23 protein-coding genes are annotated in these 22,730 nt (G+C 65.3%); 14 read left to right on the plus strand and 9 right to left on the minus strand.

Annotation, left to right across the window (positions count from 1 at the left end; translation table 11 throughout):
- Positions 1–15: 15 nt before the first annotated feature.
- Both thiS and BLT86_RS16665 read right to left on the minus strand, forming a co-directional pair.
- A complete protein-coding gene (thiS, locus tag BLT86_RS16660; RefSeq protein ID WP_061240208.1) occupies positions 16–216 on the minus strand; it encodes a sulfur carrier protein ThiS in 201 nt (66 codons plus the stop codon).
- Between the two features lie 102 nt (positions 217–318).
- Entirely contained in the window at positions 319–690 is a 372-nt protein-coding gene (locus BLT86_RS16665; RefSeq protein WP_074679995.1) for a DUF423 domain-containing protein, read from the minus strand.
- Between the two features lie 302 nt (positions 691–992).
- Here BLT86_RS16665 and mtgA point away from each other — a divergent pair, with 302 nt between their 5' ends.
- The gene (gene mtgA, locus BLT86_RS16670) at positions 993–1,721 is read left to right on the plus strand and encodes a monofunctional biosynthetic peptidoglycan transglycosylase (RefSeq protein WP_074679998.1); all 729 of its coding nucleotides are present in this window, start codon (positions 993–995) and stop codon (positions 1,719–1,721) included.
- A gap of 144 nt (positions 1,722–1,865) precedes the next feature.
- Here mtgA and BLT86_RS16675 read toward each other — a convergent pair whose 3' ends face one another.
- The 5 genes from BLT86_RS16675 to ftsY all read right to left on the minus strand — a co-directional run bounded on the left by BLT86_RS16675 (position 1,866) and on the right by ftsY (position 6,537).
- Entirely contained in the window at positions 1,866–2,477 is a 612-nt protein-coding gene (locus tag BLT86_RS16675) for a hypothetical protein (protein ID WP_092378249.1), read from the minus strand.
- A 61-nt stretch (positions 2,478–2,538) separates the two neighbouring features.
- Complete coding sequence (rpoH, locus tag BLT86_RS16680) at positions 2,539–3,393, minus strand: RNA polymerase sigma factor RpoH (RefSeq protein WP_024309858.1); 855 nt, start codon at positions 3,391–3,393, stop codon at positions 2,539–2,541.
- A gap of 143 nt (positions 3,394–3,536) precedes the next feature.
- Positions 3,537–4,553, minus strand: coding sequence for a permease-like cell division protein FtsX (ftsX, locus tag BLT86_RS16685; protein WP_090429439.1), 1,017 nt, complete (start codon positions 4,551–4,553; stop codon positions 3,537–3,539).
- Positions 4,553–5,221, minus strand: coding sequence for a cell division ATP-binding protein FtsE (gene ftsE, locus BLT86_RS16690; RefSeq protein WP_013717545.1), 669 nt, complete (start codon positions 5,219–5,221; stop codon positions 4,553–4,555). Before ftsE ends, ftsX begins: the two co-directional genes overlap by 1 nt.
- Positions 5,218–6,537 carry a signal recognition particle-docking protein FtsY gene (ftsY, locus tag BLT86_RS16695; protein WP_092378252.1) on the minus strand — a complete coding sequence of 440 codons (1,320 nt, stop codon included), beginning with the start codon at positions 6,535–6,537 and terminating at the stop codon, positions 5,218–5,220. The genes ftsE and ftsY overlap by 4 nt, the downstream gene beginning before the upstream one ends.
- Before the next feature lie 337 nt (positions 6,538–6,874).
- On the opposite strand from ftsY, the gene BLT86_RS16700 reads away from it, so the two are divergent.
- The 5 genes from BLT86_RS16700 to BLT86_RS16720 all read left to right on the plus strand — a co-directional run bounded on the left by BLT86_RS16700 (position 6,875) and on the right by BLT86_RS16720 (position 11,946).
- Positions 6,875–7,309: a BLUF domain-containing protein gene (locus tag BLT86_RS16700; protein WP_092378255.1), complete on the plus strand. Its 435-nt coding sequence runs from the start codon at positions 6,875–6,877 to the stop codon at positions 7,307–7,309.
- Positions 7,310–7,453: 144 nt separating this feature from the next.
- Positions 7,454–8,821 (plus strand): M16 family metallopeptidase, encoded by a 1,368-nt coding sequence (locus BLT86_RS16705; protein WP_092378258.1) that lies wholly within the window; start codon positions 7,454–7,456, stop codon positions 8,819–8,821.
- Positions 8,818–10,278: a M16 family metallopeptidase gene (locus tag BLT86_RS16710; RefSeq protein WP_092378261.1), complete on the plus strand. Its 1,461-nt coding sequence runs from the start codon at positions 8,818–8,820 to the stop codon at positions 10,276–10,278. The genes BLT86_RS16705 and BLT86_RS16710 overlap by 4 nt, the downstream gene beginning before the upstream one ends.
- The gene (rsmD, locus tag BLT86_RS16715; RefSeq protein ID WP_092378264.1) at positions 10,278–10,898 is read left to right on the plus strand and encodes a 16S rRNA (guanine(966)-N(2))-methyltransferase RsmD; all 621 of its coding nucleotides are present in this window, start codon (positions 10,278–10,280) and stop codon (positions 10,896–10,898) included. The genes BLT86_RS16710 and rsmD overlap by 1 nt, the downstream gene beginning before the upstream one ends.
- A 67-nt stretch (positions 10,899–10,965) precedes the next feature.
- Complete coding sequence (locus tag BLT86_RS16720; protein WP_092378267.1) at positions 10,966–11,946, plus strand: hydrolase; 981 nt, start codon at positions 10,966–10,968, stop codon at positions 11,944–11,946.
- A gap of 1 nt (position 11,947) precedes the next feature.
- On the opposite strand, the gene BLT86_RS16725 is transcribed toward BLT86_RS16720, so the two are convergent.
- Complete coding sequence (locus BLT86_RS16725; protein WP_092378270.1) at positions 11,948–12,454, minus strand: SgcJ/EcaC family oxidoreductase; 507 nt, start codon at positions 12,452–12,454, stop codon at positions 11,948–11,950.
- Positions 12,455–12,617: 163 nt separating this feature from the next.
- Between BLT86_RS16725 and BLT86_RS16730 the strand changes: the two genes are divergently transcribed.
- Genes BLT86_RS16730 through BLT86_RS16745 form a run of 4 tightly spaced genes read left to right on the plus strand, consistent with a single transcriptional unit; the run spans position 12,618 to position 17,276 of the window.
- Positions 12,618–13,787: a sensor histidine kinase gene (locus BLT86_RS16730; RefSeq protein ID WP_092378273.1), complete on the plus strand. Its 1,170-nt coding sequence runs from the start codon at positions 12,618–12,620 to the stop codon at positions 13,785–13,787.
- Entirely contained in the window at positions 13,784–14,446 is a 663-nt protein-coding gene (locus BLT86_RS16735) for a response regulator (protein WP_092378276.1), read from the plus strand. Before BLT86_RS16730 ends, BLT86_RS16735 begins: the two co-directional genes overlap by 4 nt.
- Entirely contained in the window at positions 14,443–16,794 is a 2,352-nt protein-coding gene (locus BLT86_RS16740; protein WP_092378279.1) for an ATP-binding protein, read from the plus strand. The genes BLT86_RS16735 and BLT86_RS16740 overlap by 4 nt, the downstream gene beginning before the upstream one ends.
- 2 nt (positions 16,795–16,796) lie before the next feature.
- Positions 16,797–17,276, plus strand: coding sequence for a response regulator (locus BLT86_RS16745; RefSeq protein WP_092378282.1), 480 nt, complete (start codon positions 16,797–16,799; stop codon positions 17,274–17,276).
- A gap of 5 nt (positions 17,277–17,281) precedes the next feature.
- Here the strand turns inward: BLT86_RS16745 and BLT86_RS16750 are convergent, their stop codons facing one another.
- On the minus strand, positions 17,282–17,938 hold the full coding sequence (locus BLT86_RS16750; protein WP_092378285.1) for a TetR/AcrR family transcriptional regulator: 657 nt from the start codon (positions 17,936–17,938) through the stop codon (positions 17,282–17,284).
- A gap of 213 nt (positions 17,939–18,151) precedes the next feature.
- On the opposite strand from BLT86_RS16750, the gene BLT86_RS16755 reads away from it, so the two are divergent.
- The 4 genes from BLT86_RS16755 (at position 18,152) to coaD (ending at position 22,621) form a co-directional block, all read left to right on the plus strand.
- Entirely contained in the window at positions 18,152–19,582 is a 1,431-nt protein-coding gene (locus tag BLT86_RS16755; RefSeq protein ID WP_092378288.1) for a coniferyl aldehyde dehydrogenase, read from the plus strand.
- A gap of 42 nt (positions 19,583–19,624) precedes the next feature.
- On the plus strand, positions 19,625–20,170 hold the full coding sequence (locus BLT86_RS16760) for a twin-arginine translocation pathway signal protein (protein WP_092378291.1): 546 nt from the start codon (positions 19,625–19,627) through the stop codon (positions 20,168–20,170).
- Between the two features lie 265 nt (positions 20,171–20,435).
- Positions 20,436–22,034, plus strand: a complete 1,599-nt coding sequence (locus tag BLT86_RS16765; RefSeq protein WP_092378294.1) for a GMC family oxidoreductase — start codon at positions 20,436–20,438, stop codon at positions 22,032–22,034.
- A gap of 104 nt (positions 22,035–22,138) precedes the next feature.
- Positions 22,139–22,621, plus strand: a complete 483-nt coding sequence (gene coaD, locus BLT86_RS16770; protein ID WP_017675875.1) for a pantetheine-phosphate adenylyltransferase — start codon at positions 22,139–22,141, stop codon at positions 22,619–22,621.
- The last annotated feature ends 109 nt before the right edge of the window (positions 22,622–22,730 follow it).

A 22,730-nucleotide genomic window follows, 5' to 3' on the forward strand; every position in this document is an offset into this window, starting at 1 on the left:
AAACTCCTCGTGAGGTCAACCGCCGCCGATGGCGTGCACCACTTCCACCTGATCGCCTTCGGCGAGCTGGGTGCTGTCGTGCTGGCTGCGTGGAACGATGTCCTGATTGAGTTCGACCGCCACACGGCGCCCGGTCAGATCGAGGCGAACCAACAGGTCGGCGACGCTCTGATTATCCGGCAGTTCGAAGGGTTCACCATTCAACTGGATACGCATGACGACTCGGTCACAACTGGGAAGAGGGCCGGCATTCTAGCCCGTTAACTGGCCACGACCAAGGCTAAAAGGCGCCATTCGTCCTCATTTCTGACGCCAGGGTCAGGCCAGTCTCCAGGCCGCCAAACCCAGGCACAGCCAGCCAATCAGGAAGGCGACACCGCCGAACGGAGTAATGATGCCCAGCTTGCCGATACCGCTGAGGGTCAGCAGGTAGAGGCTGCCGGAAAACAGCAGGATCCCCAGGGCGAAAGCGCCACCTGCCAGGTTCACCAGCCGTCCCGGCATCTGCAGCGCCAGCAGACCGACGCCGAACAATGCCAGCGCATGAATCAACTGGTAATGCGTACCGGTCTGGAAAACCGCCAGATATTCGGGAGTCAGCCTTTGCTTCAGGCCGTGGGCGGCGAAAGCCCCCAGGGCAACACCGGTGAAGCCGGCGAACGCGGACAACAGTAGCCAGAGACGGGCCATGGAAACTCCTGATGAGATGGACCTGAACGCAGTTTAACCATTGAGGCCGAAGGCGAATGGGGCGTTATTGTCACACCCAGGTATCAGGCGGGAATTTCCTCAGCGCTTTTTTGTTGCTTGCCATCCATGGCGGCAACCCTTCGGGCCGTCGCAAAGCGACGTCAAAAATTGCTCCCGGCAATTTTTTGTTGCCTGCCATCCTTGGCGGCAACCCTAGCGAGCCGACTACAGCGCTGACGTCAAAAATCGCTCTCGGTGATTTTTTGTTTTAATAGCGCCACATCCGATCGATGCGAGACCCCATGCTCCGAGCCCTTACCCGCCGCCTGCTGAAACTGCTGCTCTGGCTGATCCTGGCCAGCGCGCTGCTGGTGCTTGCCCTGCGCTGGGTGCCGCCACCCGGCACGGCGCTGATGATCGAGCGCAAGATCGAATCCTGGGGCAGCGAACAGCCCATTGAACTGAAGCGTCAGTGGCGTCCATGGAACGAGCTGCCGGATCACCTGAAGATGGCGGTGATCGCCGCTGAAGACCAGAAATTCGCCGAGCACTGGGGGTTCGATGTCGGCGCGATTCAGGCGGCGCTGGCGCACAACCAGAGCGGCGGTTCGCTGAGGGGCGCCAGCACCCTTAGTCAGCAGGTGGCCAAGAACCTGTTTCTCTGGTCCGGGCGCAGCTGGCTGCGCAAGGGGCTGGAAGCCTGGTTCACCGCGCTGATCGAGCTGCTCTGGTCGAAGGAGCGCATCCTCGAGGTCTATCTCAACAGCGTTGAATGGGGCGATGGCATCTTTGGCGCCGAAGCCGCCGCACAACACCATTTTGGCGTCGGCGCGCCCTATCTGAATCGTCAGCAGGCCAGCCAGCTGGCTGCGGTGCTACCCAACCCGCTGCGCTGGAGCGCCGGCCGGCCGGACGCCTACGTCAATCGCCGCGCCGCCTGGATTCGTCAGCAGATGACGCAGCTGGGTGGCAGTCACTACCTCAATCAACTCAAGCCGCAGCGCCCCGATTGGTGGCCGCGCTGGCTGTAGGATCCGCCGGGTGAAGCCACTTTAGTCGGTGCGCGCGGCGCACCCTACGGGCAGAATCACCTCGCGCAGGCGACCGACCGATGTAGGGTGCGCCGTGCGCACAGAAAGTGACGCCGCCTGAGCGAACATGGACCACGCAGCGCCCTACGGACGTGGAGCGAATACCCGTTTAGGCACGGCATGCAGTAGCGCGATTTCGTCGCCCTGCAGGTGTACCGTCAGCCCCCATTGCGGATAGACCCAAGCCTGGCCCTCGGCCAGTTCCAAGGTCAGGCGCGGCGGCCCCAGACTCGCTGCCAGGCGCTCGGCAGCCAGGCTGTCCAGCGGTTTCAGGCTCAGCGCGCGTATGGCGAAGTCCGCCAGCTGCACCGCCAATAATTCCCCCACCACCCGCTGCGTATCCCCCGGACGCAGCCCCTGCGCTGCCATCAGGCTATCGCGCTGGTCCTGATCCAGCGCCACCTCCGCCTCGAGCAACCAGTCGCCCTCTTCCCCGTCGAACGACGCACGATAGAAAAGCCGTGCGCCGTCCAGGCGCGGAGCCAGCCACAGCTCGCCTGGCGCCAGCGCCTGCACATCACGCAGCGTCAGCCCATCTTCGGCCAGCGGCTGCAACAGCGCATCGCGCCACTGCTGCAGGTTGGCCACCGGCTGAACCTCGCTGCTGCGCATCAACCAGGCGCCCCAGGCGAAGAACAGCACGGCAACGATCGCGAATATCAGCCAGTGCTGCGCTTTCAGCGGGTTTTTGTTCAAGGCGGTTGCTCCAGACAGCAAAAAGCCGCACCAGGGTGCGGCTTTTCGGGTTGCGGCAGACTCAGGCGGCGATACAGCCCTTGAGCTTGTTCATCGCGTTCTTCTCGAGCTGGCGGATACGCTCGGCCGAGACGTTGTACTTGGCAGCCAGGTCGTGCAGCGTCGCCTTCTCTTCGGCCAGCCAGCGCTGGTAGAGGATGTCGCGGCTACGCTCGTCCAGGCTTTCCAGCGCTTCGTGCAGGTTGCTGCTGGAGCTGTCGCTCCAATCGGCATCCTCGAGCTGGCGAGCCGGGTCGTAGCGGTGATCTTCCAGGTAATGCGCGGGCGACTGGAAGGCGCTGTCGTCGTCGGCATCGGCTGCCGGGTCGAAGGCCATGTCCTGGCCGGTCAGGCGACTTTCCATCTCGCGCACTTCGTGCGGCTCGACGCCCAGGCTTTCGGCTACCGCGGTGACTTCATCGTTGTTCAGCCAGGCCAGACGCTTCTTCTGGCTGCGCAGGTTGAAGAACAGCTTGCGCTGCGCCTTGGTGGTGGCCACCTTGACGATGCGCCAGTTCTTCAGGATGAACTCGTGGATTTCGGCACGAATCCAGTGCACCGCGAAGGAAACCAGACGCACGCCCATTTCCGGGTTGAAGCGCTTGACCGCCTTCATCAGGCCGACGTTGCCTTCCTGGATCAGGTCGGCCTGGGCCAGACCATAACCGGAGTAGCTGCGGGCGATATGCACCACGAAACGCAGGTGGGCCAGCACCATCTGGCGGGCGGCCTCGAGGTCCTGCTGGTAGTAGAGATTTTCGGCCAGTTCACGCTCCTGCTCGGGCGTCAGCAGCGGGATGCTGTTGACCGCATGCACGTAAGCTTCCAGGTTGGCGCCTGGAACAAGGGCATGAACAGGTTGCAAGGAAGTGGACATTCGAATCCTCCGATTCACGAAACTCGTGCAGTGTAGCACTGCGCTATCTGATCAAGAGCCTGTGGATAAGTTCCCTGTCAGATAGTCAATATCAACCAAAACAATGACTTGTCAGCTGGCGTTCAGCCTTGCCGAAAGGCGCCTCAACGGGGCGCCAGTTCGTTCAGATGACGCGCCACTGCCAGCCATGCGCCAATATAGCCCAACAGCACGGCGCCAAGCAGCAGCGAAAAACCGTCGGACGAAGGTACGCCACCCAGGGCGAAATCGCTACCGTAAAGTCCGGCCAAACGTACTACGGCATCGTTCAGCCAATCCAGCCCGAAGGCCAGCAGCAACCAGGCGAAGATGCCTGCGCCGAAACCGTACAACGCGCCCATATAAAGGAAGGGACGTCGCACGTAGCCATCGGTTCCACCTACCAGCTTGATCACCTCGATCTCGGCGCGGCGATTCTCGATGTGCAGGCGGATGGTGTTGCCGATCACCAGCAGCAGCGCCAGGATCAGCAGCAGGCTGAGGCCGAAGACGAAGCGATCGCCCAGTTTTAGGATGGCAGTCAGACGCTCGACCCAGACCAGATCGAGCTGCGCCTGCTCCACCTTGGGCAGCTCTGCCAGACGCTGGCGCAGGGCTTCGAGCTTGGCCTTGTCGACTTCCTTCGGCGTGACCAGGACCACGCCCGGCAGCGGGTTCTCCGGCAGTTCCTTGAGCGCCTGGCCCAGGCCGGAGAGCTGCTGGAACTCTTCCAGCGCCTGCTCACGGCTGATCCACTCGGCATCGGCCACATCATCCATCGCCGCAATCTGCTCGCGCAGCGACTGGCCTTCACGCTCGCTGGCCGACATATCGAGGAACAGGGAAATCTGCGCCGCGCGCTGCCAGGAGCCGCCGAGCTTCTCGACGTTGTCCAGCAGCAGCGACAGGCCCATGGGCAGGCTCAGCGCCACGGCCATCACCCAGCAGGTGAAGAAGCTGCCGATGGGCTGGCGCGCCAGGCGACGCAGGCTGTCCACCAGGCTGGCGCGGTGACTTTCCAGCCAGGCATGGAACAGCGTGCGGAAATCGGGCTCGTCGGCCGGGCCGTCCACCACCTTGTTGCGCGGCGCGGCGCCGACCCGTTCGGCCGGTTGCGGGGTGGGCATCTTCGATGCGCTCATCAGGCAGCCTCCCCGTCACCGATCAGGCGACCGCGTTGCAGGGTGAGCATGCGCTGGCGCATGCGCGCGATCAGCGCCAGGTCGTGGCTGGCGATCAGCACCGTGGTACCCAGCTGGTTGATGTCCTCGAACACGCCCATGATCTCGGCAGCGAGGCGCGGGTCGAGGTTACCGGTGGGCTCGTCCGCCAGCAGCAGGGCCGGCCGGTGGACAATAGCGCGGGCGATACCGACGCGCTGCTGCTGACCGGTGGACAGATCCCCCGGCGCCTGCGCGGCCTTGTCGCTGAGACTGACGCGCTCCAGCGCCGCGCCGACGCGCTTGGCGATCTCAGGCTTGGACAGGCCGAGAATCTGCAGCGGCAGGGCAACGTTGTCGTACACAGTGCGGTCGAACAGCAACTGGTGGTTCTGGAACACCACACCGATCTGCCGGCGCAGGAAGGGAATCTGCGCATTGGTGATGGTCGACAGGTCCTGCCCGGCCAGCAGCAGCTTGCCGCTGGTGGGCCGTTCCATCGCCAGCAGCAGGCGCAACAGCGTGCTCTTGCCGGCACCGGAGTGACCGGTGACGAAGAGAAATTCGCCGGGGCGAACGCGGAAAGTCAGCTCATGCAGCCCGACATGGCCATTGGGGTAACGCTTGGCGACCTGCTCGAATCGGATCATCCGCGCTCACGCTCCTCGAAGAGTGCCTGGACGAAAGCCTGCGCCTGGAACGGACGCAGATCATCGATACCTTCACCCACGCCAATGTAGCGAATCGGCAGGCCGAACTGCTTGGCCAGGGCGAAGATGACGCCGCCCTTGGCGGTGCCATCGAGTTTGGTCAGCGCCAGGCCGGTGAGATTGACCGTCTGGTTGAACTGCTTGGCCTGGCTGATGGCGTTCTGCCCGGTGCCGGCATCGAGCACCAGCAGCACTTCGTGCGGCGCGGTGTCATCCAGCTTACCGATCACCCGGCGCACCTTCTTCAGCTCTTCCATCAGGTTGTCTTTGGTGTGCAGGCGCCCGGCGGTATCGGCGATCAGCACATCGATACCACGCGACTTGGCCGCCTGTACCGCATCGAAGATCACCGAGGCCGAGTCGGCACCGGTGTGCTGGGCGATGACCGCGATGTTGTTGCGCTCACCCCACACCTGCAGTTGCTCCACCGCAGCGGCGCGGAAGGTGTCGCCCGCGGCGAGCATGACCTTCTTGCCTTCGAGCTGGAGTTTCTTGGCCAGCTTGCCGATGGTGGTGGTCTTGCCCACGCCGTTCACCCCGACGACGAGAATCACGTAAGGCTGTTTGGCAGTGTCGATGACCAGCGGCTGCTCGACCGGCTTGAGCAGGGTCACCAGCTCCTCCTGCAGCGCCTTGTACAGGGCGCCGCTGTCGGCCAGTTCCTTGCGCGCCACGCGCTTGGTCAGGTTACCGATGATGGTGGTGGTCGCTTCGACGCCGACGTCAGCAGTGAGCAGACGGGTTTCCAGGTCGTCGAGCAAGTCATCGTCGATGACCTTCTTGCCGAGGAACAGGCTGGCCATCCCTTCGCCGAGACTGGCGCTGGTCTTGGACAGGCCCTGCTTGAGGCGGGCGAAGAAGCTTGGCTTTTCCTGCGTGGCCGCTGCAGCGACGGGAGCCGGTACTGCCGCCACGGGTGCTGCCTCGACGACAGGTTCGGGCACGACCGGCTGCGGCTGCACAGCAGCAGCAACAATCGGCGGTGCAACGACGTGCGGCTCAGGCGGCGCTGACGGAGCGGGCGCGACTTCAGCCACTTCCACCGCGACCGTTGCTACGGCTTCGGGCGCGGGCGGCGGCTCGACAGGCGCCTGAGCAGCAGGTTGCTCAACGGGCGCGGGCTGAGCAGGCTCGGCAGTCGTCTCTGCCGGTTTCTTGCGCCACCAGCTGAACAGGGATTTCTTTTCTTCGCTCACGGGCTGGGCTTGGGGGTCGGTCACGGCCGGTGAGTTCTTGTCGTCTTTGGAACCAAACATGGGTCTTCTCAAAGGGGCGAGCAGCCATTGCAGGCAGCGGGTGCCGCAGGCGCATCCGGAAAAATTCGCTTGCCAGGCACGGCCCGGGGCAACCGCCCGCACGGGCACTGCAAAGGGCTTGCGCTGTACGAAACAGCCCGAGACTTTACCACTTTAGCGGGCCGCCGCGCAGCGTTACGCCCGGCCAGTTGCCTGCCACTGATCAGGCGCTTGCCGTCATGGGTACGACCAGAGCAACAGCCTCTGACGGCGACAGCAAAAAGCTATACAACAGCTGTACAAATCCATGCACAATCGGCGAACTTCTTCCCAAGCCAACCTTTGCGGGGTTGCCAGCATGCTTGTCCGCCTAACCTATGCCAGCCGCGCCAGCCATGGCATCTCTTCACAGTTGATCCGCGAGATTCTCGACAGCTCGCAACGCAACAATCCGGCACGCGGCCTCACCGGCATCCTCTGCTGCAACGCCGATACCTTTCTCCAGGCACTGGAAGGGCCGCGAAACGCCATCAATGCGTTGTACAACCGCCTGACCGAGGACAACCGCCACAAGGATCTGACGATCCTCAGCTATGAAGAGATCAGCGTACGCCGCTATGCCGACTGGAGCATGGGCTGGGCAGGCGCCAAGCAGGCCAACAGAGAACTGTTTCTGAAATATTCCTGCAGCGACCGCCTCGACCCCTTCAGCATGAGCGCCGAGCAGGTCAATGGCCTGTTGCTGGAGCTTTCGGCAAACGTCAGCACCATCAGCGCGCCGATCATCGACTGATTGCAATTCGCCGTGCCGCAGAACCTAAGCGCATGTGCCGCTGTCGGAACGGCGGGCGGCGCCTCGTGTGTGGATGGGGTATCCTGACGCCCTCTTGTCAACGGCGGTTCGACCGCCTCGGCCATCCAAACAGGACGACACCTGATGATTGTCACTGCACGCCGCACTCTCGGCCTGATTCTGGGGGTGCTTTGCCTGCCGCTGGCAGCGTTCGCTGCTGCGCCGCAGCCCACTCATGAATTTACGCTCGACAACGGCCTCAAGGTCATCGTCCGCGAAGATCACCGCGCGCCGGTGGTGGTCAGCCAGCTTTGGTACAAGGTCGGCTCCAGCTACGAGACGCCCGGTTCCACCGGCCTGTCGCACGCACTGGAACACATGATGTTCAAGGGCAGCGGCAAGCTCGGCCCCGGCGAAGCCTCGCGCATCCTGCGGGAGCTGGGCGCCGAGGAAAACGCCTTTACCAGCGACGACTACACCGCCTATTACCAGGTGCTGGCCAGCGACCGCCTGGGCGTGGCGCTGGAGCTGGAAGCCGACCGCCTGGCCAGCCTGAAGCTCCCAGCCGACGAGTTCGCCAAGGAAATCGAAGTCATCAAGGAAGAGCGCCGCCTGCGCACCGACGACCGCCCGTCTTCGCTGGCCTACGAGCGCTTCAAGGCCATGGCTTACCCGGCCAGCGGTTACAGCATCCCCACCATCGGCTGGATGGCCGACCTCGACCGCATGCATATCGATGACCTGCGTGCCTGGCACCAGAAGTGGTACGCACCAAACAACGCCACCCTGGTGGTGGTCGGTGACGTCAGCGTGGATGAGGTCAAGAGCCAGGTGCAGCGCTACTTCGGCGACATCCCGCGCGGTGACGTGCCGACCGCCAAACTGCCGCTGGAGCTGGCCGCGCCGGGCGAACGCCGCACCACGCTGTACCTCAAGACGCAGTTGCCGAGCCTGATCATGGGCTTCAACGTGCCGGGCCTGGCCACCGCGGAAACGCCGCGCCAGGTCTATGCCCTGCGCCTGGCCGCCGCCCTGCTCGACGGCGGCTACAGCGCACGCCTGTCCACCCGCCTGGAACGCGGCGAAGAACTCGTTTCCGGCGCCAGCGCCTGGTACAACGCCTTCACCCGCGGCGACAGCCTGTTCGTTCTCTCGGCCACGCCCAACGTGCAGAAAGGCAAGACCCTGGAGCAGGCCGAAGCCGGCCTCTGGCGCGAGCTGGAAGAACTTAAAAAAGCCCCGCCGTCCACTGCCGAACTGGCCCGCGTACGCGCCCAGGTGATCGCCGGCCTGGTGTTCGAGCGCGACTCGATCACCAGCCAGGCCACCAGCATCGGTCAACTGGAAACCGTCGGCCTGTCCTGGCAACTGATCGACCAGGAGCTGGCCGAGCTGGAGGCCGTCACCCCGGCCGACATCCAGCAGGCCGCCCGCACCTTCTTCGTGCGTGACCGCCTCAGCGTCGCCCACGTACTGCCCGAAGAGTCCCGCAATGAGGAGTCCCACCCATGAAGCCTGAGCACCGCCGCCTGGGCCTGCTCGGCCTGATCCTGTCCAGCACCCTGATGCTGAGCGCCTGCGCCAACCTCTTTGACAAGGCCCCCACGGGCGATGCCGCCAAACTGCAATCCCTGGCGGCACTGGACGGCAAGGCGCCAACGCGCCGCACGCTGGATATCCAGACCTGGAGCACCGCGCAAGGCGCCAAGGTGCTGTTCGTCGAAGCCCGCGAACTGCCAATGTTCGACCTGCGCCTGACCTTCGCCGCCGGCAGCAGCCAGGACGACGGCGTACCCGGCCTGGCCACCCTGACCAATGCCATGCTCAACGAAGGTGTGCCGGGTAAGGACGTCGGCGCCATCGCCGCCGGTTTCGAGAGCCTCGGTGCCGAGTTCGGCAACGGCGCCTACCGCGACATGGCCGTAGCCAGCCTGCGCAGCCTGAGCGCACGCGAACAACGCGAACCGGCACTGGCGCTGTTCGCCGAGGTGCTGGGCAAACCCACCTTCCCCGCCGATTCGCTGGCGCGGATCAAGAACCAGCTGCTGGCCGGCTTCGAGTTCCAGAAACAGAACCCGGGCAAACTGGCCAGCCTCGAATTGTTCGAGCGCCTGTACGGCCAGCACCCCTACGCTCACCCGAGCGAAGGCACGGCGCAGTCGATCCCGGCCATCACCCGCCAGCAGTTGCAGGCGTTCCATGCCCGCGCCTACACGCCTGGCAATGCGGTGATCGCGCTGGTGGGTGATCTGTCGCGCAGCGAAGCCGAGGCCATCGCCAATCAGGTCTCCGCCGCCCTGCCGCCCGGCCCGGCGCTGCCCCAGATCGCCCAGCCGCAAACACCCAAGCCGGGCGCCAGCCATATCGAGTACCCGTCCAACCAGACCCACCTGATGATCGCCCAGCTCGGCATTGATCGTCGCGACCCGGACTATGCTGCGCTGTACCTGGGCAATCAGATCTTCGGCGGCGGCGGTTTCGGCACGCGCCTGATGAGCGAGGTGCGTGAGAAGCGTGGCCTGACCTACGGCGTCTACTCCGGATTCAGCGCCATGCAGGCGCGTGGCCCGTTCATGATCAACCTGCAGACCCGAGCTGACTTGAGCGAAGGCACCCTGGCGCTGGTCAAGCAACTGCTCGCCGACTACCTGCGTGACGGCCCCACCCAACAGGAGCTGGATAATGCCAAGCGTCAGCTGGCCGGCAGCTTCCCGCTGTCCACCGCGAGCAACGCTGCCATCGTCGGCCAACTGGCCTCGATGGGTTTCTACGACCTGCCACTGAGTTATCTGGACGACTTCATGCGTGACGTGCAGAGCCTCACCACCGAGCAGGTCAAGGCGGCGATGGCCAAACACCTCGACCCCGAGGCACTGGTGGTGGTCACCGCCGGCCCGACGGTGCCGCAGAAGGAACTGCCACCGCCCACTGAGCGCCCGGCCGAGCTACCCAGCACGGTGCCGCACTGATGCGCAGTCGCACACCGCAGAAACCCGAAGCGGGCAAGGCTCACGGCGGCCAGGGTCAGTTGCGCATCATCGGTGGCGAGTGGCGTTCGCGGCGCTTCGCCTTCCCCGACGGGCCGGGCCTGCGCCCGACCCCGGACCGGGTGCGCGAGACGCTGTTCAACTGGCTGGCGCCCTATGTCGAGGGTGCTCATGTGCTCGACCCCTTCGCCGGTAGCGGCGCGCTGCTGCTCGAAGCACTGTCACGCGGCGCCGCCAGCGGCCTGGCCTGCGACCTCAACCCGGCCTCGGTGAGCGCCTTGCGCGGCCACCTGGCAACGCTGCAGTGCAGCGCCGGCGAGATTCAACTGGGCGACACCCTGCAACTGCTGGCGCGCCCGGCGCCGCGCCGCTTCGATATCGTTCTGCTCGACCCGCCCTTCCACAAGAACCTGCTGCAGGACGCCTGCAACCTGCTGGAAGCGCAGGGCTGGCTGAGCGACGACGCCTGGGTCTATACCGAAAGCGAAACCGCGCCCTCGACGCTGGGGCTGCCCGGCAACTGGCGTCTGCACCGCGAGAAGCACACCGGCCAGGTGCATTACGCGCTGTGGCAAAGAAGTTCGTCGCAGGTGCCAATGTAGCCCGGATGCAATCCGGGAGCGCTGCCCCTGGATTTCATCCAGGCTACGTTTTGGATAGACCATACCCATGACACCATTCCAACCCGCCTGGTGGCTCCCCGGCCCGCATCTGCAGACGCTGTGGAACCCCTTCTGCCGCAAGCCGCCGCAACTGGAACGGCAGCGCGAGCGGCTGTGGCTGGACGATGGCGATTTTCTCGACCTCGACTGGCACGGCCCGCATGACGCCCATGCGCCGCTGGTGCTGGTGCTGCACGGCCTGACCGGCAGTTCCAACTCGCTCTACGTGCTGGGGCTGCAACAGGCGCTGGCCGCGCGCGGCTGGGCCAGCGTGGCGCTGAACTGGCGCGGCTGCTCCGGCGAGCCCAACCTGTTGCCGCGTGGCTATCACTCCGGCGCCAGCGAGGATCTGGCATCGGTTGTGGCCCACCTGCGCGCGCAACGGCCGATGGCGCCGCTGTACGCAGTCGGCTATTCCCTGGGCGGCAACGTGCTGCTCAAGTATCTGGGGGAGAGTGGCGAGCAGAGCCAACTGCAAGGCGCAGTGGCGGTCTCGGTGCCGTTTCGTCTGGATCAATGCGCCGACCGCATCGGCCTGGGCTTCTCGCGGGTGTACCAGGCGCATTTCATGCGTGAGATGGTCGCCTACGTCAGCAACAAGCAGCGCCTGTTCGCCGAGAGTGGCCAAGGCGAACGCCTGTCGGTGCTGGAGCGCCTCGGGCCGCTGGATGGCATGCGCACCTTCTGGGACTTCGACGGGCGCATCACCGCGCCACTGCACGGCTTCGCCGATGCCCACGACTATTACCGGCGCGCCTCCAGCCGCTTCTACCTGGGCGCCATTCGCACACGCACGCTGATCATCCAGGCCGAGGACGACCCTTTCATCTTCCGCCACAGCCTGCCCGAGGCCAGCGAGCTCGCCCCCGGCACCGAGTTCGAGCTGCATGCCAAGGGTGGGCACGTCGGCTTCGTCGAGGGCAGCCCGCGCCGCCCCATTTACTATCTGGAGCGGCGCATTCCCGAGTGGCTCGGTGCGCTGAGCTGAATCAGCTGGCGGCAGGCTGCTCCGGCATCGCCGAGGAGTGGTGCTTGAGGATTTTCCACTCACCATCGACCTTCTGGTAAACGAAGGTGTAGCGCGCCTGAACCTGGCGCACCGCATCACCCTGGGTCAGGGCGAAGGTGTAAACCCCCGAATCCACCGCTGCATCCGGGCCGATCTGGCGAATTTCACGCATGTTGATCGTGCCGACCGGCTTGGCCTGTAAGAAATGGTCGAAATAGTCCTGAATCGCCTCATGGCCTACGCGCACCCGATTCGATACCGTGGGCTGCAGCACGCCGTTGTCGGCGTACAAGGCCGCAACCTTGGCCGAGTCGCCCGTCTGCAAGGCGGCGTTCCAGCGCTCGAACAGGCTGGCGATCTGTTGCTCCTGCGCATTGCTCGGGGCGGTTGCCGTTTCCGTGTAGACATGAGGCGCATCGGCAGCCTGAACCAGCGGCACGGACAGGGCGAATACCAGGGCACAGCTGCTGAACAAGGGTTTCAACATGGTTGAATCTCCGGCTATTGAAGGACGCCATCAGCATGCGCGGCTCCCCCAGTCCGCACATCGGCCAGGCGGGGCCTGCGGCCTATGCCAGGTGGCAGATGCCAGAAGCGGTTCGACCTATTAGCCTGCGCCGTCCGATGACGCGCAATCCGTGGAGGCGTAGATGCTGAACACCCCACCCGACAGCGTGCTGGCCCTGCGTGCCGACTATCGCCAGGCGGAAAGCCGCGCCGCGCGCCTGCGCCTGCTGGTCGAGAGCGGTCGCGCCCTCAATGCGCTACCCGCCGCCGAGAGCGGCGCGCTGGCCCTGCAACGGGCCTGCAGCTTCTGCGCCATGGATGGCGGCGTACTGCTGCTCAGGCAAGCCGATGACAGCCTGAGCCTCAGTGCCGGCTTCGGCCCCGCCGCCTTGCAGCAGCAACTGGCTACCCTGCCCTGGCAAGGCGCTGCCCAGGTGCTCGAAGCGCCGCTGTCGCAGGTTGCCCTGGCGCTCTACCTGCCCTTGCATGCGGCCACGGGCGAAGCATTCGGTGCTCTGCTGCTGGGCAACGCCAGCGCCATGCGCGGCCCTGACGCGGAAGACCTCGAAGCCTTGCAACTGCTCGCCACCCTGCTCGCCGGCCACCTGCACAACAGCCAGTTGCTGGAGGCGCTCAGCCTGCGCGAACGCACCATGTCGGAGCTGGTACATCGGCAAATGAGCGCCCAGGAGGACGAGCGCGCCCGCGTGGCCTATGACCTGCACGACGGCCTGGCGCAGACCCTGGCCGGGCTGCACCAGCGTCTGCAGGGCTTCGCCCAGCATCGCCAGCTGAATGACGAGTTGCGTGCCGCTCTGGCGCCCATCCTGCAACTGGCGCAACGCAGCATGGGCGAGACGCGTCAGGCCATCAGCGGCCTGCGCCCCACCCTGCTGGATGACTTCGGCCTGGCGCCAGCGCTCGACCGCGAACTCGACCGCCTGCGCAGCCAGGGTCGCCAGGTGCAGTGGCTGCGCCGCGATATGCAACGCCTGCGCCCGGCGGTGGAAATCGCCCTGTTTCGCGTCGGCCAGGAGGCCATCAACAATATCTGCAAGCACACCGACAGCGGCGCGGTCAGCCTGGATCTGCACCTCGACGGCGATACAGCCCGGTTGCAGGTGGAGGATCGCGGCCCCGGCTTCGCCGCCGGGCAGAAGCAGCTGGCGGGTGAAGGCGGCATGGGCCTGGTGGCCATGCGCGAGCGCTGCCTGCTGCTCGGTGGCCAGTTCAGTTGTCATAGCCAGCCCGGCCAGGGCACGCACCTGCTGGCCAGCATTCCACGCGCCCTGGCGGATGAGGAAAGCGCATGAACGAACCGATTCGCCTGCTGCTCGCCGACGACCATGAAGTGACCCGCGCCGGCTTCGCCGCCATGCTCGCCGACTGCCCCGAATTCAGCATCGTCGGCCAGGCGGTGGACGGACGCCAGGCGCTGGAACTCTGCGAGCGCCTGAATCCGGACATCGCCATCCTCGACATCCGCATGCCCCATCTCAACGGGCTGGCCACGGCGCGCCTGCTGCGCGAACGCTTGCCGTCGATCAAGGTGCTGCTGTTCACCATGTACGACAGCCCCGACCACCTGGAAGCGGCGATCAGCGCCGGGGCCGTCGGCTACCTGCTCAAGGACGCCAGCCGCCAGGAAGTGATCGACGGCCTGCGCCAGGTGGCGGCGGGCCAGAGCGCGCTCAACGGCATGGTCAGCGCGCAGTTGCTGCGCCGCGTGGTCGAACGCAACCAGAGCGGCGCGGCCAACAGCGCACTGACGCCGCGCGAGCGCCAGGTGCTCGGGCTGATCGCTGGCGGCTTCACCAACCGCGAGATCGGCGAAAAGCTGGGCATCGCCACCGGCACGGCCAAGGCTCATGTCGAACGGGTAATCGGCAAACTGGGGGTTGCCGACCGTACCCAGGCCGCCGTACAAGGCATCGCCCTGGGCCTGGTGGCACCGACGGAGCGCCAGCCGTGAAGAGCCTGTTCAGCCGCTGGACCGACCGCCCCCTGCGCAGCAAGAGCCTGGTGATCATCGCCCTGCCGCTGGCGGTGCTGCTGATCTCGCTGGTGCTGGTGTACTTCACCGAGCGCCAGACCTCGCGGGTCGAGGACGACGTGCGCCGGGCGCTGCGCGTGCAGGGCGACGTGCAGGCAGTACATAGCCTGCTGGCCGAAGCAGCGGCCAGCGTACGCGGTTACCTGCTGATCCAGCGCAGCGACTTCCTGCCTTCATACCGCAGCGCCGTTGAACGAATCGACAGCACGCTGCGGCGCCTCGATAGCGACATTCGCGACCCGCAGATGCGCAGCAGCCTGGAACGCCTGCGCCCGTTGATCGTGATCAAGCTGGAAGGCCTGGAACAGCTCAAGACGCTGGCCAGCAGTGAAGACCGCGCGGCGGTGACGCGCATTCTGGTGGACAACAAGCATGTGCTCGATGCGCTGCGCCAGGAGATCCAGCAGATGCTCGAGCGCGAGCAGACCCTGCTCGACGAGCGCAACGCCGAGGCCAGCGCCGTACGCTCGCGTATGCTCCTGGCCACCGGTCTGGCCGCCATGTTCGGCGTGCTCGGCGCGCTGTTCGCGGTGGTGCTGCTGTCCACCGGCATCGTCCAGCGGGTCCAGCGGGTCGAACGCAACGCCCGGCGCCTGGCACTGGGCCAGCCGCTGATTCCCCATGGCCCCGCAGCCGATGAGATCGGCCAGCTCGCCGCCAGCCTGGAGGAGGCCGGGCAACTGCTGGCCGAACGCGAGCGGGCCTTGCGCGACAACGAGGAGCGCCTGCGCCTGATCATCGACGGGGTCAAGGAATACGGCATCTTCGGCCTCGACCCCAGTGGCCACGTCACCTCCTGGAACACCGGCGCCGAGCGCATCAAAGGCTACAGCGAAGCAGACATCCTCGGCCGTCACTTCTCCCTGTTCTACCCGCCGCAGGCCCGTGACACGGCACCGCAGCACGCCCTGCAAGTGGCCACGCGCGAAGGCCGCTACGAGGAAGAAGCCTGGCGCCAGCGCCGCGATGGCTCGCTGTTCTGGGCCAACGTGGTGATCACCGCCCAGCGTGACGCCAGCGGCACCTTGCGCGGTTTCTCCAAGATCACCCGTGACATCACCGACCGGCGCAATGCCGAGGCCGCCCTGCGCACGGCCCGCGAAGAGGCGGAGAACGCGAGCCGGGCGAAAAGCGAATTTCTTTCGCGCATGAGCCACGAGTTGCGTACCCCGCTCAACTCCATTCTCGGCTTCGCCCAGTTGCTGGAAATGGACCAGGGCACGCCGGCGCAACAGGCCCAGGTGCGCCATATCCTGCGCGCCGGGCGGCACCTGCTGGGTTTGATCAACGAAGTGCTGGATATCGCCCGCATCGAATCTGGGCGCCTGGCGCTGAGCCCAGAGCCATTGGCGCTGCGCCCGATGCTGCAGGAAGTCAGCCTGTTGCTGTCACCGCAGGCCGCCAGTGCCGACATCCGCTTGCGCCTGCCAGACGATCTGGCGCCGGCGCTCTGCGTGCAGGCCGACCGCCAGCGCCTGGTCCAGGTGCTGCTCAATCTGCTGTCCAACGCGATCAAGTACAACCATCCGGGCGGCTATGTGGAAGTCCAGGTCGAAGCCGATAGCGAGACGGTCACGCTGAGCGTGATCGATAACGGTCCCGGTATCGCCACCGAGGATCTGGAGCGCCTGTTCATTCCCTTCGAACGCCTCGGTGCCGCCGCCAGCGAAGTGGAGGGTACCGGCCTGGGCCTGGCCCTGAGCAAGAGCCTGCTGGAGCAAATGGATGGCAGCCTTGGCGTGCACAGCACGCCCGGCCAGGGCTGCACCTTCTGCCTGACCTTGCCACGGGCGCAGGCAGGCAACACCCTGCTAGCCGCGCCCTCGGCAACGCCAAGTGCCGGGCCTTGCGCCATCGAACCGCCCGAGCGGCCACTGCACGTACTGTGCATCGAGGACAACCTGTCCAGCCTGGCGCTGATCGAGACACTGCTATCGCGCTGGCCGCAGGTGCAGGTCATCTCGGCCATGCAGGGCCAACTGGGCCTCGACCTGGCCTGGCAGCATCGCCCCGAGGTGATCCTGCTGGATCTCGATTTGCCCGACCTCTCGGGTCAGGAAGTACTCAAACGCCTGCGCCTGCACCCCAGCAGCAGCGATACACCCGTGCTGCTGATCACCGCCGACGTCAGCGCCGGCACCCGGCGCGACCTGCAGCAGGCCGGCGCCACCGCGGTGCTGAGCAAACCCCTGCATGTACCGACCTTTCTCGCCGCCCTGCGCCAGCATCTGGATGTCGCCACGCCCACCCCGCCTCTCGGAGCCTGACCATGAACCACCCAGCGCCCGTCGACGATTTTCGTATCCTGGTGATCGATGATCAGCCCGCCAACCTCGAGCTGGTCGAACAACTGCTGGCCCGCGAAGGGCTGCACAACGTGCTCTGTTGCACCGACCCGGCGCAGGCTCTGGCGTTATTCAGCAGCTTCGAGCCGGATCTGCTGATTCTCGACCTACACATGCCCGGCCTGGACGGCTTCGCCGTGCTCGAACAGCTGCAGCGGCGCATTCCCACCGACGATTACCTGCCGATTCTGGTGCTCACCGCCGATGCCACCCGCGAGGCCCGGCTGCGCGCGCTGGCGCTGGGCGCGCGCGACTTCATCAGCAAGCCGCTGGATGCCATCGAGACCTTGCTGCGGGTGTGGAATCTGCTGGAAACCCGCGCGCTGTACCGCCAGTTACTTCGCCTGCAACCCGACCAGCCGCCCTTGCGGGCCAGGCCAGTGGCGCTGGGCAACAGTAGCTGATCGCCTCAGAGCACCTGCTCCAGCGGCACATGCAGGCGGCCGTACAGCGCTTCGACCGCCTCGCGCGCGGCGGGGGCGATATAGCCGCCCTCCAGCGCCAGCACCTGGTAGATGCCGCGGCGCAGCATGTCCTGGCTGAGGTTGTCCGGGCTGGCGCCCGCCGTGCAGAGAAAGCGCACCCAGGAGGTCATGATGATCCAGGCGTTGAGCGTCAGCGCCTCGATCTGCGCCGGCGTCATCAACAGAATGCCAGCCTCGACGAAGCCCTGGTAGATCGACTGCGCCCTCACCAGGCAACGCTGGGCGAAGGCGCGGTAACGCTCGGCCAGCTCGGCGTCGGATTCCAGCAGGTGCTCCAGATCGCGGTGCAGGAAGCGGTAGTGCCACATCGCCGCCAGCAACGCCTCCAGATAGAAGGTCTTGTCCTCCACCGTCAGTGCGCGGCCTTCGGGCCGGCGCAGGAAGCTGTCGACCTGCACCTCGTACTGGGCGAACAGCTCGGCGATGATCATCTGCTTGTTGCGGAAGTGGTAGTACAGATTGCCCGGCGACATGCCCAGGTGCGCGGCAATGTGGTTGGTGGTGACGTTGCGCTCGCCCTGGCCGTTGAACAGGGCCAGGCTCTCGGCAACGATGCGGTCACGGGTCTTGGGTGGCGCCATGAGGCAGCTCGATCTCGACTTCAAAAGTGGCAAAGGTACAGGCGAAACAGCCGAAGTGTTACCCCTGATGCACCGCGCAAGCCCAGACAGGCCTTTGGTTAGGGTGCGGCGAGGACGGCGACGCGGCATCCTATTTGACACTTTAGAGTAATTGCTCTAAAAATCCAGCTCAGTCTTTTCAAGCAGCCCGCTGGAACGTCGAGGAGAAGCCCTATGGTCGCCGACATCGCCTACCTGCAGCACAGCCAACAGCAGATCAACCAGCTGGACGGCACCTTCGCCCTGCAGCGTGCGGCCTTTGCCGCCAATCCGATGCCGTCGGCCGAGCAGCGCATCCAGTGGCTGAAATCCCTCAGCGAGCTGCTGACCGAACAGCAGGATGCGTTGATCTCGGCGATCTCCGCCGACTTCAGCAATCGCTCGGCCGACGAAACCCTGCTCGCCGAACTGATGCCCAGCCTGCATGGCATCCATTACGCCAACAAGCGCATCAAGAAGTGGATGAAGCCGTCGCGGCGCAGCGTCGGCATGCAGTTCATGCCCGCTTCGGCCAAGGTCATCTACCAGCCACTGGGCGTGGTCGGCATCATCGTGCCGTGGAACTACCCGCTGTTTCTCGCCATCGGCCCGCTGACCGGCGCGCTAGCCGCCGGCAACCGGGTAATGATCAAGATGAGTGAGTCCACCCCTGCCACCTCGCAACTGGTCAAGGATCTGCTGGCACGCGTTTTCCCCGAGGACCTGGTCAGCGTCGCCTTGGGCGAGGCGGAAGTCGGCATGGCCTTTTCCAAACTGCCGTTCGACCACCTGCTGTTCACCGGTGCCACCAGCATCGGTAAGCACGTAATGCGCGCCGCCGCCGAGAACCTGACCCCGGTGACCTTGGAGCTGGGCGGCAAGTCGCCAGCCATCGTTTCCGCCGACGTGCCGCTGGCGGACGCCGCCGAGCGCATCGCCTTCGGCAAGACCCTCAACGCCGGGCAGACCTGTGTAGCGCCGGACTACGTGCTGGTGCCAAGGGATCGCGTCGATGGCTTCGTCACCGCCTACCGCCAGGTGGTGCAGCGCTTCTATCCGCAGCTCAAGGACAACCCGGACTACACCGCGATCATCAACGAGCGCCAGCTGACCCGCCTCAATGGCTACGTGCAGGATGCCGAAGCCAGGGGCGCGCGTATCGTCTCGCTGTACCCAGAAACCCAGGGCCGGCGCCTGCCGCAGAGCCTGGTGCTGGACGTAAACGACGAGATGAAGCTGATGCAGGACGAGATCTTCGGCCCGCTGCTGCCCGTGGTGCCCTACGACCGTATCGAAGACGCCTTCGCCTACGTCAACGCGCGGCCACGGCCGCTGGCGCTTTACTACTTCGGTTACGACAAGCGCGAGCAACAGCGCGTGCTGCATGAAACCCACTCCGGCGGCGTGTGCCTGAACGACACCCTGCTGCACGTGGCGCAGGACGATATGCCGTTCGGCGGCATCGGCCCGTCCGGCATGGGCCATTACCACGGCCATGAAGGTTTCCTGACCTTCAGCAAGGCCAAAGGCGTGTTCATCAAGCAGCGCTTCAACGCCGCGCGGCTGATCTACCCGCCCTATGGCAAGGCGATCCAGAAGCTGGTCTACAAGCTGTTCGTACGCTGAACAACGCGGGCAGCGCCCGTTTTACGCCTGGTGATAACAACAATGAACGACACCACCCTGAACACGCCGCAGCTGTCGCGGCGCAACCTGCTCAAGGTCGGTCTGCTGGGCACCGCGCTGCTCGGCACCGCCGGGCTGACCGCCACCCTCAGCGGCTGCTCGGCCAGTACGCCGGCCAGCGGCTACCTGATCCTGCGCAGCAGCGATATGCCCTTTCTGCGCGCACTGATCCCGGTAATGCTCGATGGCGCCGTCAGCGCCGAACAGATGCCGCAGACCGTCGACGGCACGCTGAAGAGCCTCGACAACAGCCTGGCGCACCTGTCGCCGGAGATGCTGAAACTCACCGTGCAGCTGTTCGACGTGCTGGCCCTGCCGATCACCCGCGGCCCGCTGACCGGGGTGTGGGGCAGCTGGGACAAGGCCAGTGGCGACGACGTGCGGCAGTTCCTCACCCGCTGGCAGAACAGCAGCCTGAGCTTGCTGCGCATGGGTCACGCCTCGCTGTTGCAACTGGTGATGATGGCCTGGTACAGCCGCCAGGAAGCCTGGGCGCATTGCGGATATCCGGGACCGCCCACCGTATAAAGGCTGATTCGTAGGGTGGGCCGGGCGGCGATCCGCTTCAGCCCACCAACAGCGACAGCTTGGTGGGCTGAAGCCCACCCTACCAACGGAATTTAGCCAACCGCGATTATCAGAATGAGGCCTCTGAAACCGTAGCGAGCGGTTCGAGTGCAAGGAAGGCTCGCAGCACGTGGCGAGGCTGTACTGAAGTACGCCGAGCCACGGGCGAGAACCTGACGCCGCAATCGGATCGCGCAGTAGGTTTCAGTGACTCCGAGGAAAAACAATGCCCGTACCCGATTTGTTCAAGCAAGGCCTGGCCAGGGGCTGGAAGACATACGACGGTTCGCGTCTGGAAAACGACCTGACCCTGGAAGCCGATGTCGCCATCGTCGGCAGCGGCGCCGGTGGCGGCACGACGGCGGAAATTCTCAGCGCCGCCGGTTACAAGGTGCTGCTGATCGAGGAAGGCCCACTGAAGACCAGCGACGACTTCAAGATGCAGGAAGCCGACGCCTACCCGACCCTCTATCAGGAAGGCATCGGCCGCATGAGCAAGGACGGCGCCATCACCATCCTGCAAGGCCGCTCGGTCGGTGGCACCACGCTGATCAACTGGACCAGCAGCTTCCGCACGCCGCCACAGACCCTGGCGCACTGGGCCGAGGTACATGGCGTGAAGGGCCATGACGTCGAGTCCATGGCGCCCTGGTTCGAGAAGATGGAACAGCGCCTGGGCGTGGCGCCCTGGGCGGTGCCACCGAATGCCAACAACGAGGTGCTGCGCAGCGGTTGCGACAAGCTCGGCTATCACTGGGCGCCGATCCCGCGCAACGTGCGCGGCTGCTGGAACCTCGGCTACTGCGGCATGGGCTGCCCGACCAACGCCAAGCAGTCGATGCTGGTCACCACCATCCCCGCCACCCTCGACGCCGGCGGCGAGCTGCTCTACCTGGCGCGCGCCGACAAGCTGCTGATCGAAGGCGACAAGGTGGTCGGCATCGACTGCCTGGGCATGGACGAACGTTGCGTGGCGCCCAACGGCAAGCGCATCCGGGTCAAGGCGCGGCACTACGTGCTGGCCGGCGGCGGCATCAATACGCCCGGCATCCTGCTGCGCTCCAATGCGCCCGACCCGCACCAGCGCGTCGGCCGGCGCACCTACCTGCACCTGGTGAACTTCTCCGCGGCGCAGTTCGAGCAGGTCATCAACCCCTTTTACGGTGCGCCGCAGTCGGTCTACTCGGATCATTTCCAGTGGGACGACGGCACCCGCGGGCGCCTCTCCTACAAACTGGAAGTGCCGCCACTGCAGCCGGCGCTGACCGCCACCCTGCTCGGCGACTTCGGTCGCGAGAATGCCCTGCGCATGGCGCGCCTGCCGCACACCAACGTGATGCTCGCCCTGCTGCGCGACGGTTTCCACAAAGACAGCGCCGAAGGTCGCGTGGAGCTGCGCGGCGATGGCAGCCCGGTGCTCGACTACCAGATGACCGATTACACCTGGGACGGCGTGCGCCGCGCCTACCTGACCATGGCGGAAATCCAGTTCGCCGCCGGCGCCAAGGCGGTGATGCCGACCCATGCCGATGCGCGTTACGTCGGCAGTTGGAAGGAGGCCCGGGAAATGATCGAGAACCTCGACCTGGCGCTGTACCGCACACGCCTGGGCAGTGCTCACGTGATGGGCGGCTGCGCCATGGGCGAGGATGCGCAGCAGGCGGTGGTCGATAGCCTGGGCCGGCACCATCACCTGGCCAACCTGTCGATCCACGACGGTTCGCTATTTCCCACCAGCATCGGCGCCAACCCGCAGCTGTCGATCTACGGCCTGACCGCCAAGCTTGCGACGCTGCTGGCCAAGCGGCTGAAAAGCCCGAGCTAGACGCTACTGCCCTGGCATGGGAGAACGCAACGCAGGCCGTGGCTTGGCCGCTGGCATGCGCTGCGCTACCATCCGACTCCTTTTCGACCCGCCAGGACGTCCCGATGAATCGAGTGTTATACCCCGGCACCTTCGACCCCATCACCAAGGGCCACGGTGATCTGGTCGAACGCGCCGCGCGCCTGTTCGATCACGTTATCATCGCCGTCGCCGCCAGCCCCAAGAAGAACCCTCTGTTTTCCCTGGAGCAACGCGTCGAGCTGGCCCGCGAGGTGACCAAGCACCTGCCCAACGTCGAAGTGGTGGGTTTTTCGTCGCTGCTGGCGCACTTCGTCAAGGAGCAGAACGCCAATGTCTTCCTGCGCGGCCTGCGCGCGGTGTCGGACTTCGAATATGAATTCCAGCTGGCCAACATGAACCGCCAACTGGCGCCGGACGTGGAAAGCCTGTTCCTCACCCCGTCGGAAAAATATTCCTTCATCTCCTCTACTCTGGTGCGCGAGATCGCAGCCTTGGGCGGCGATATCACCAAGTTCGTTCACCCTGCCGTTGCCGACGCGCTGAACGAGCGTTTTCGCAAAAGCTGAGCAAGATCGACCTTTAGCGGGAGCCCCGCCCCGGGGCGAAGCTTGTCTGGCGAGCCCCAGATTCGCGGCGGGGCGCCGCTCCTACAGAGAGCGGCGCCTAACTGTCCAG

It is taken from the genome of Pseudomonas sihuiensis (genome assembly GCF_900106015.1).
Taxonomy (GTDB): domain Bacteria; phylum Pseudomonadota; class Gammaproteobacteria; order Pseudomonadales; family Pseudomonadaceae; genus Aquipseudomonas; species Aquipseudomonas sihuiensis.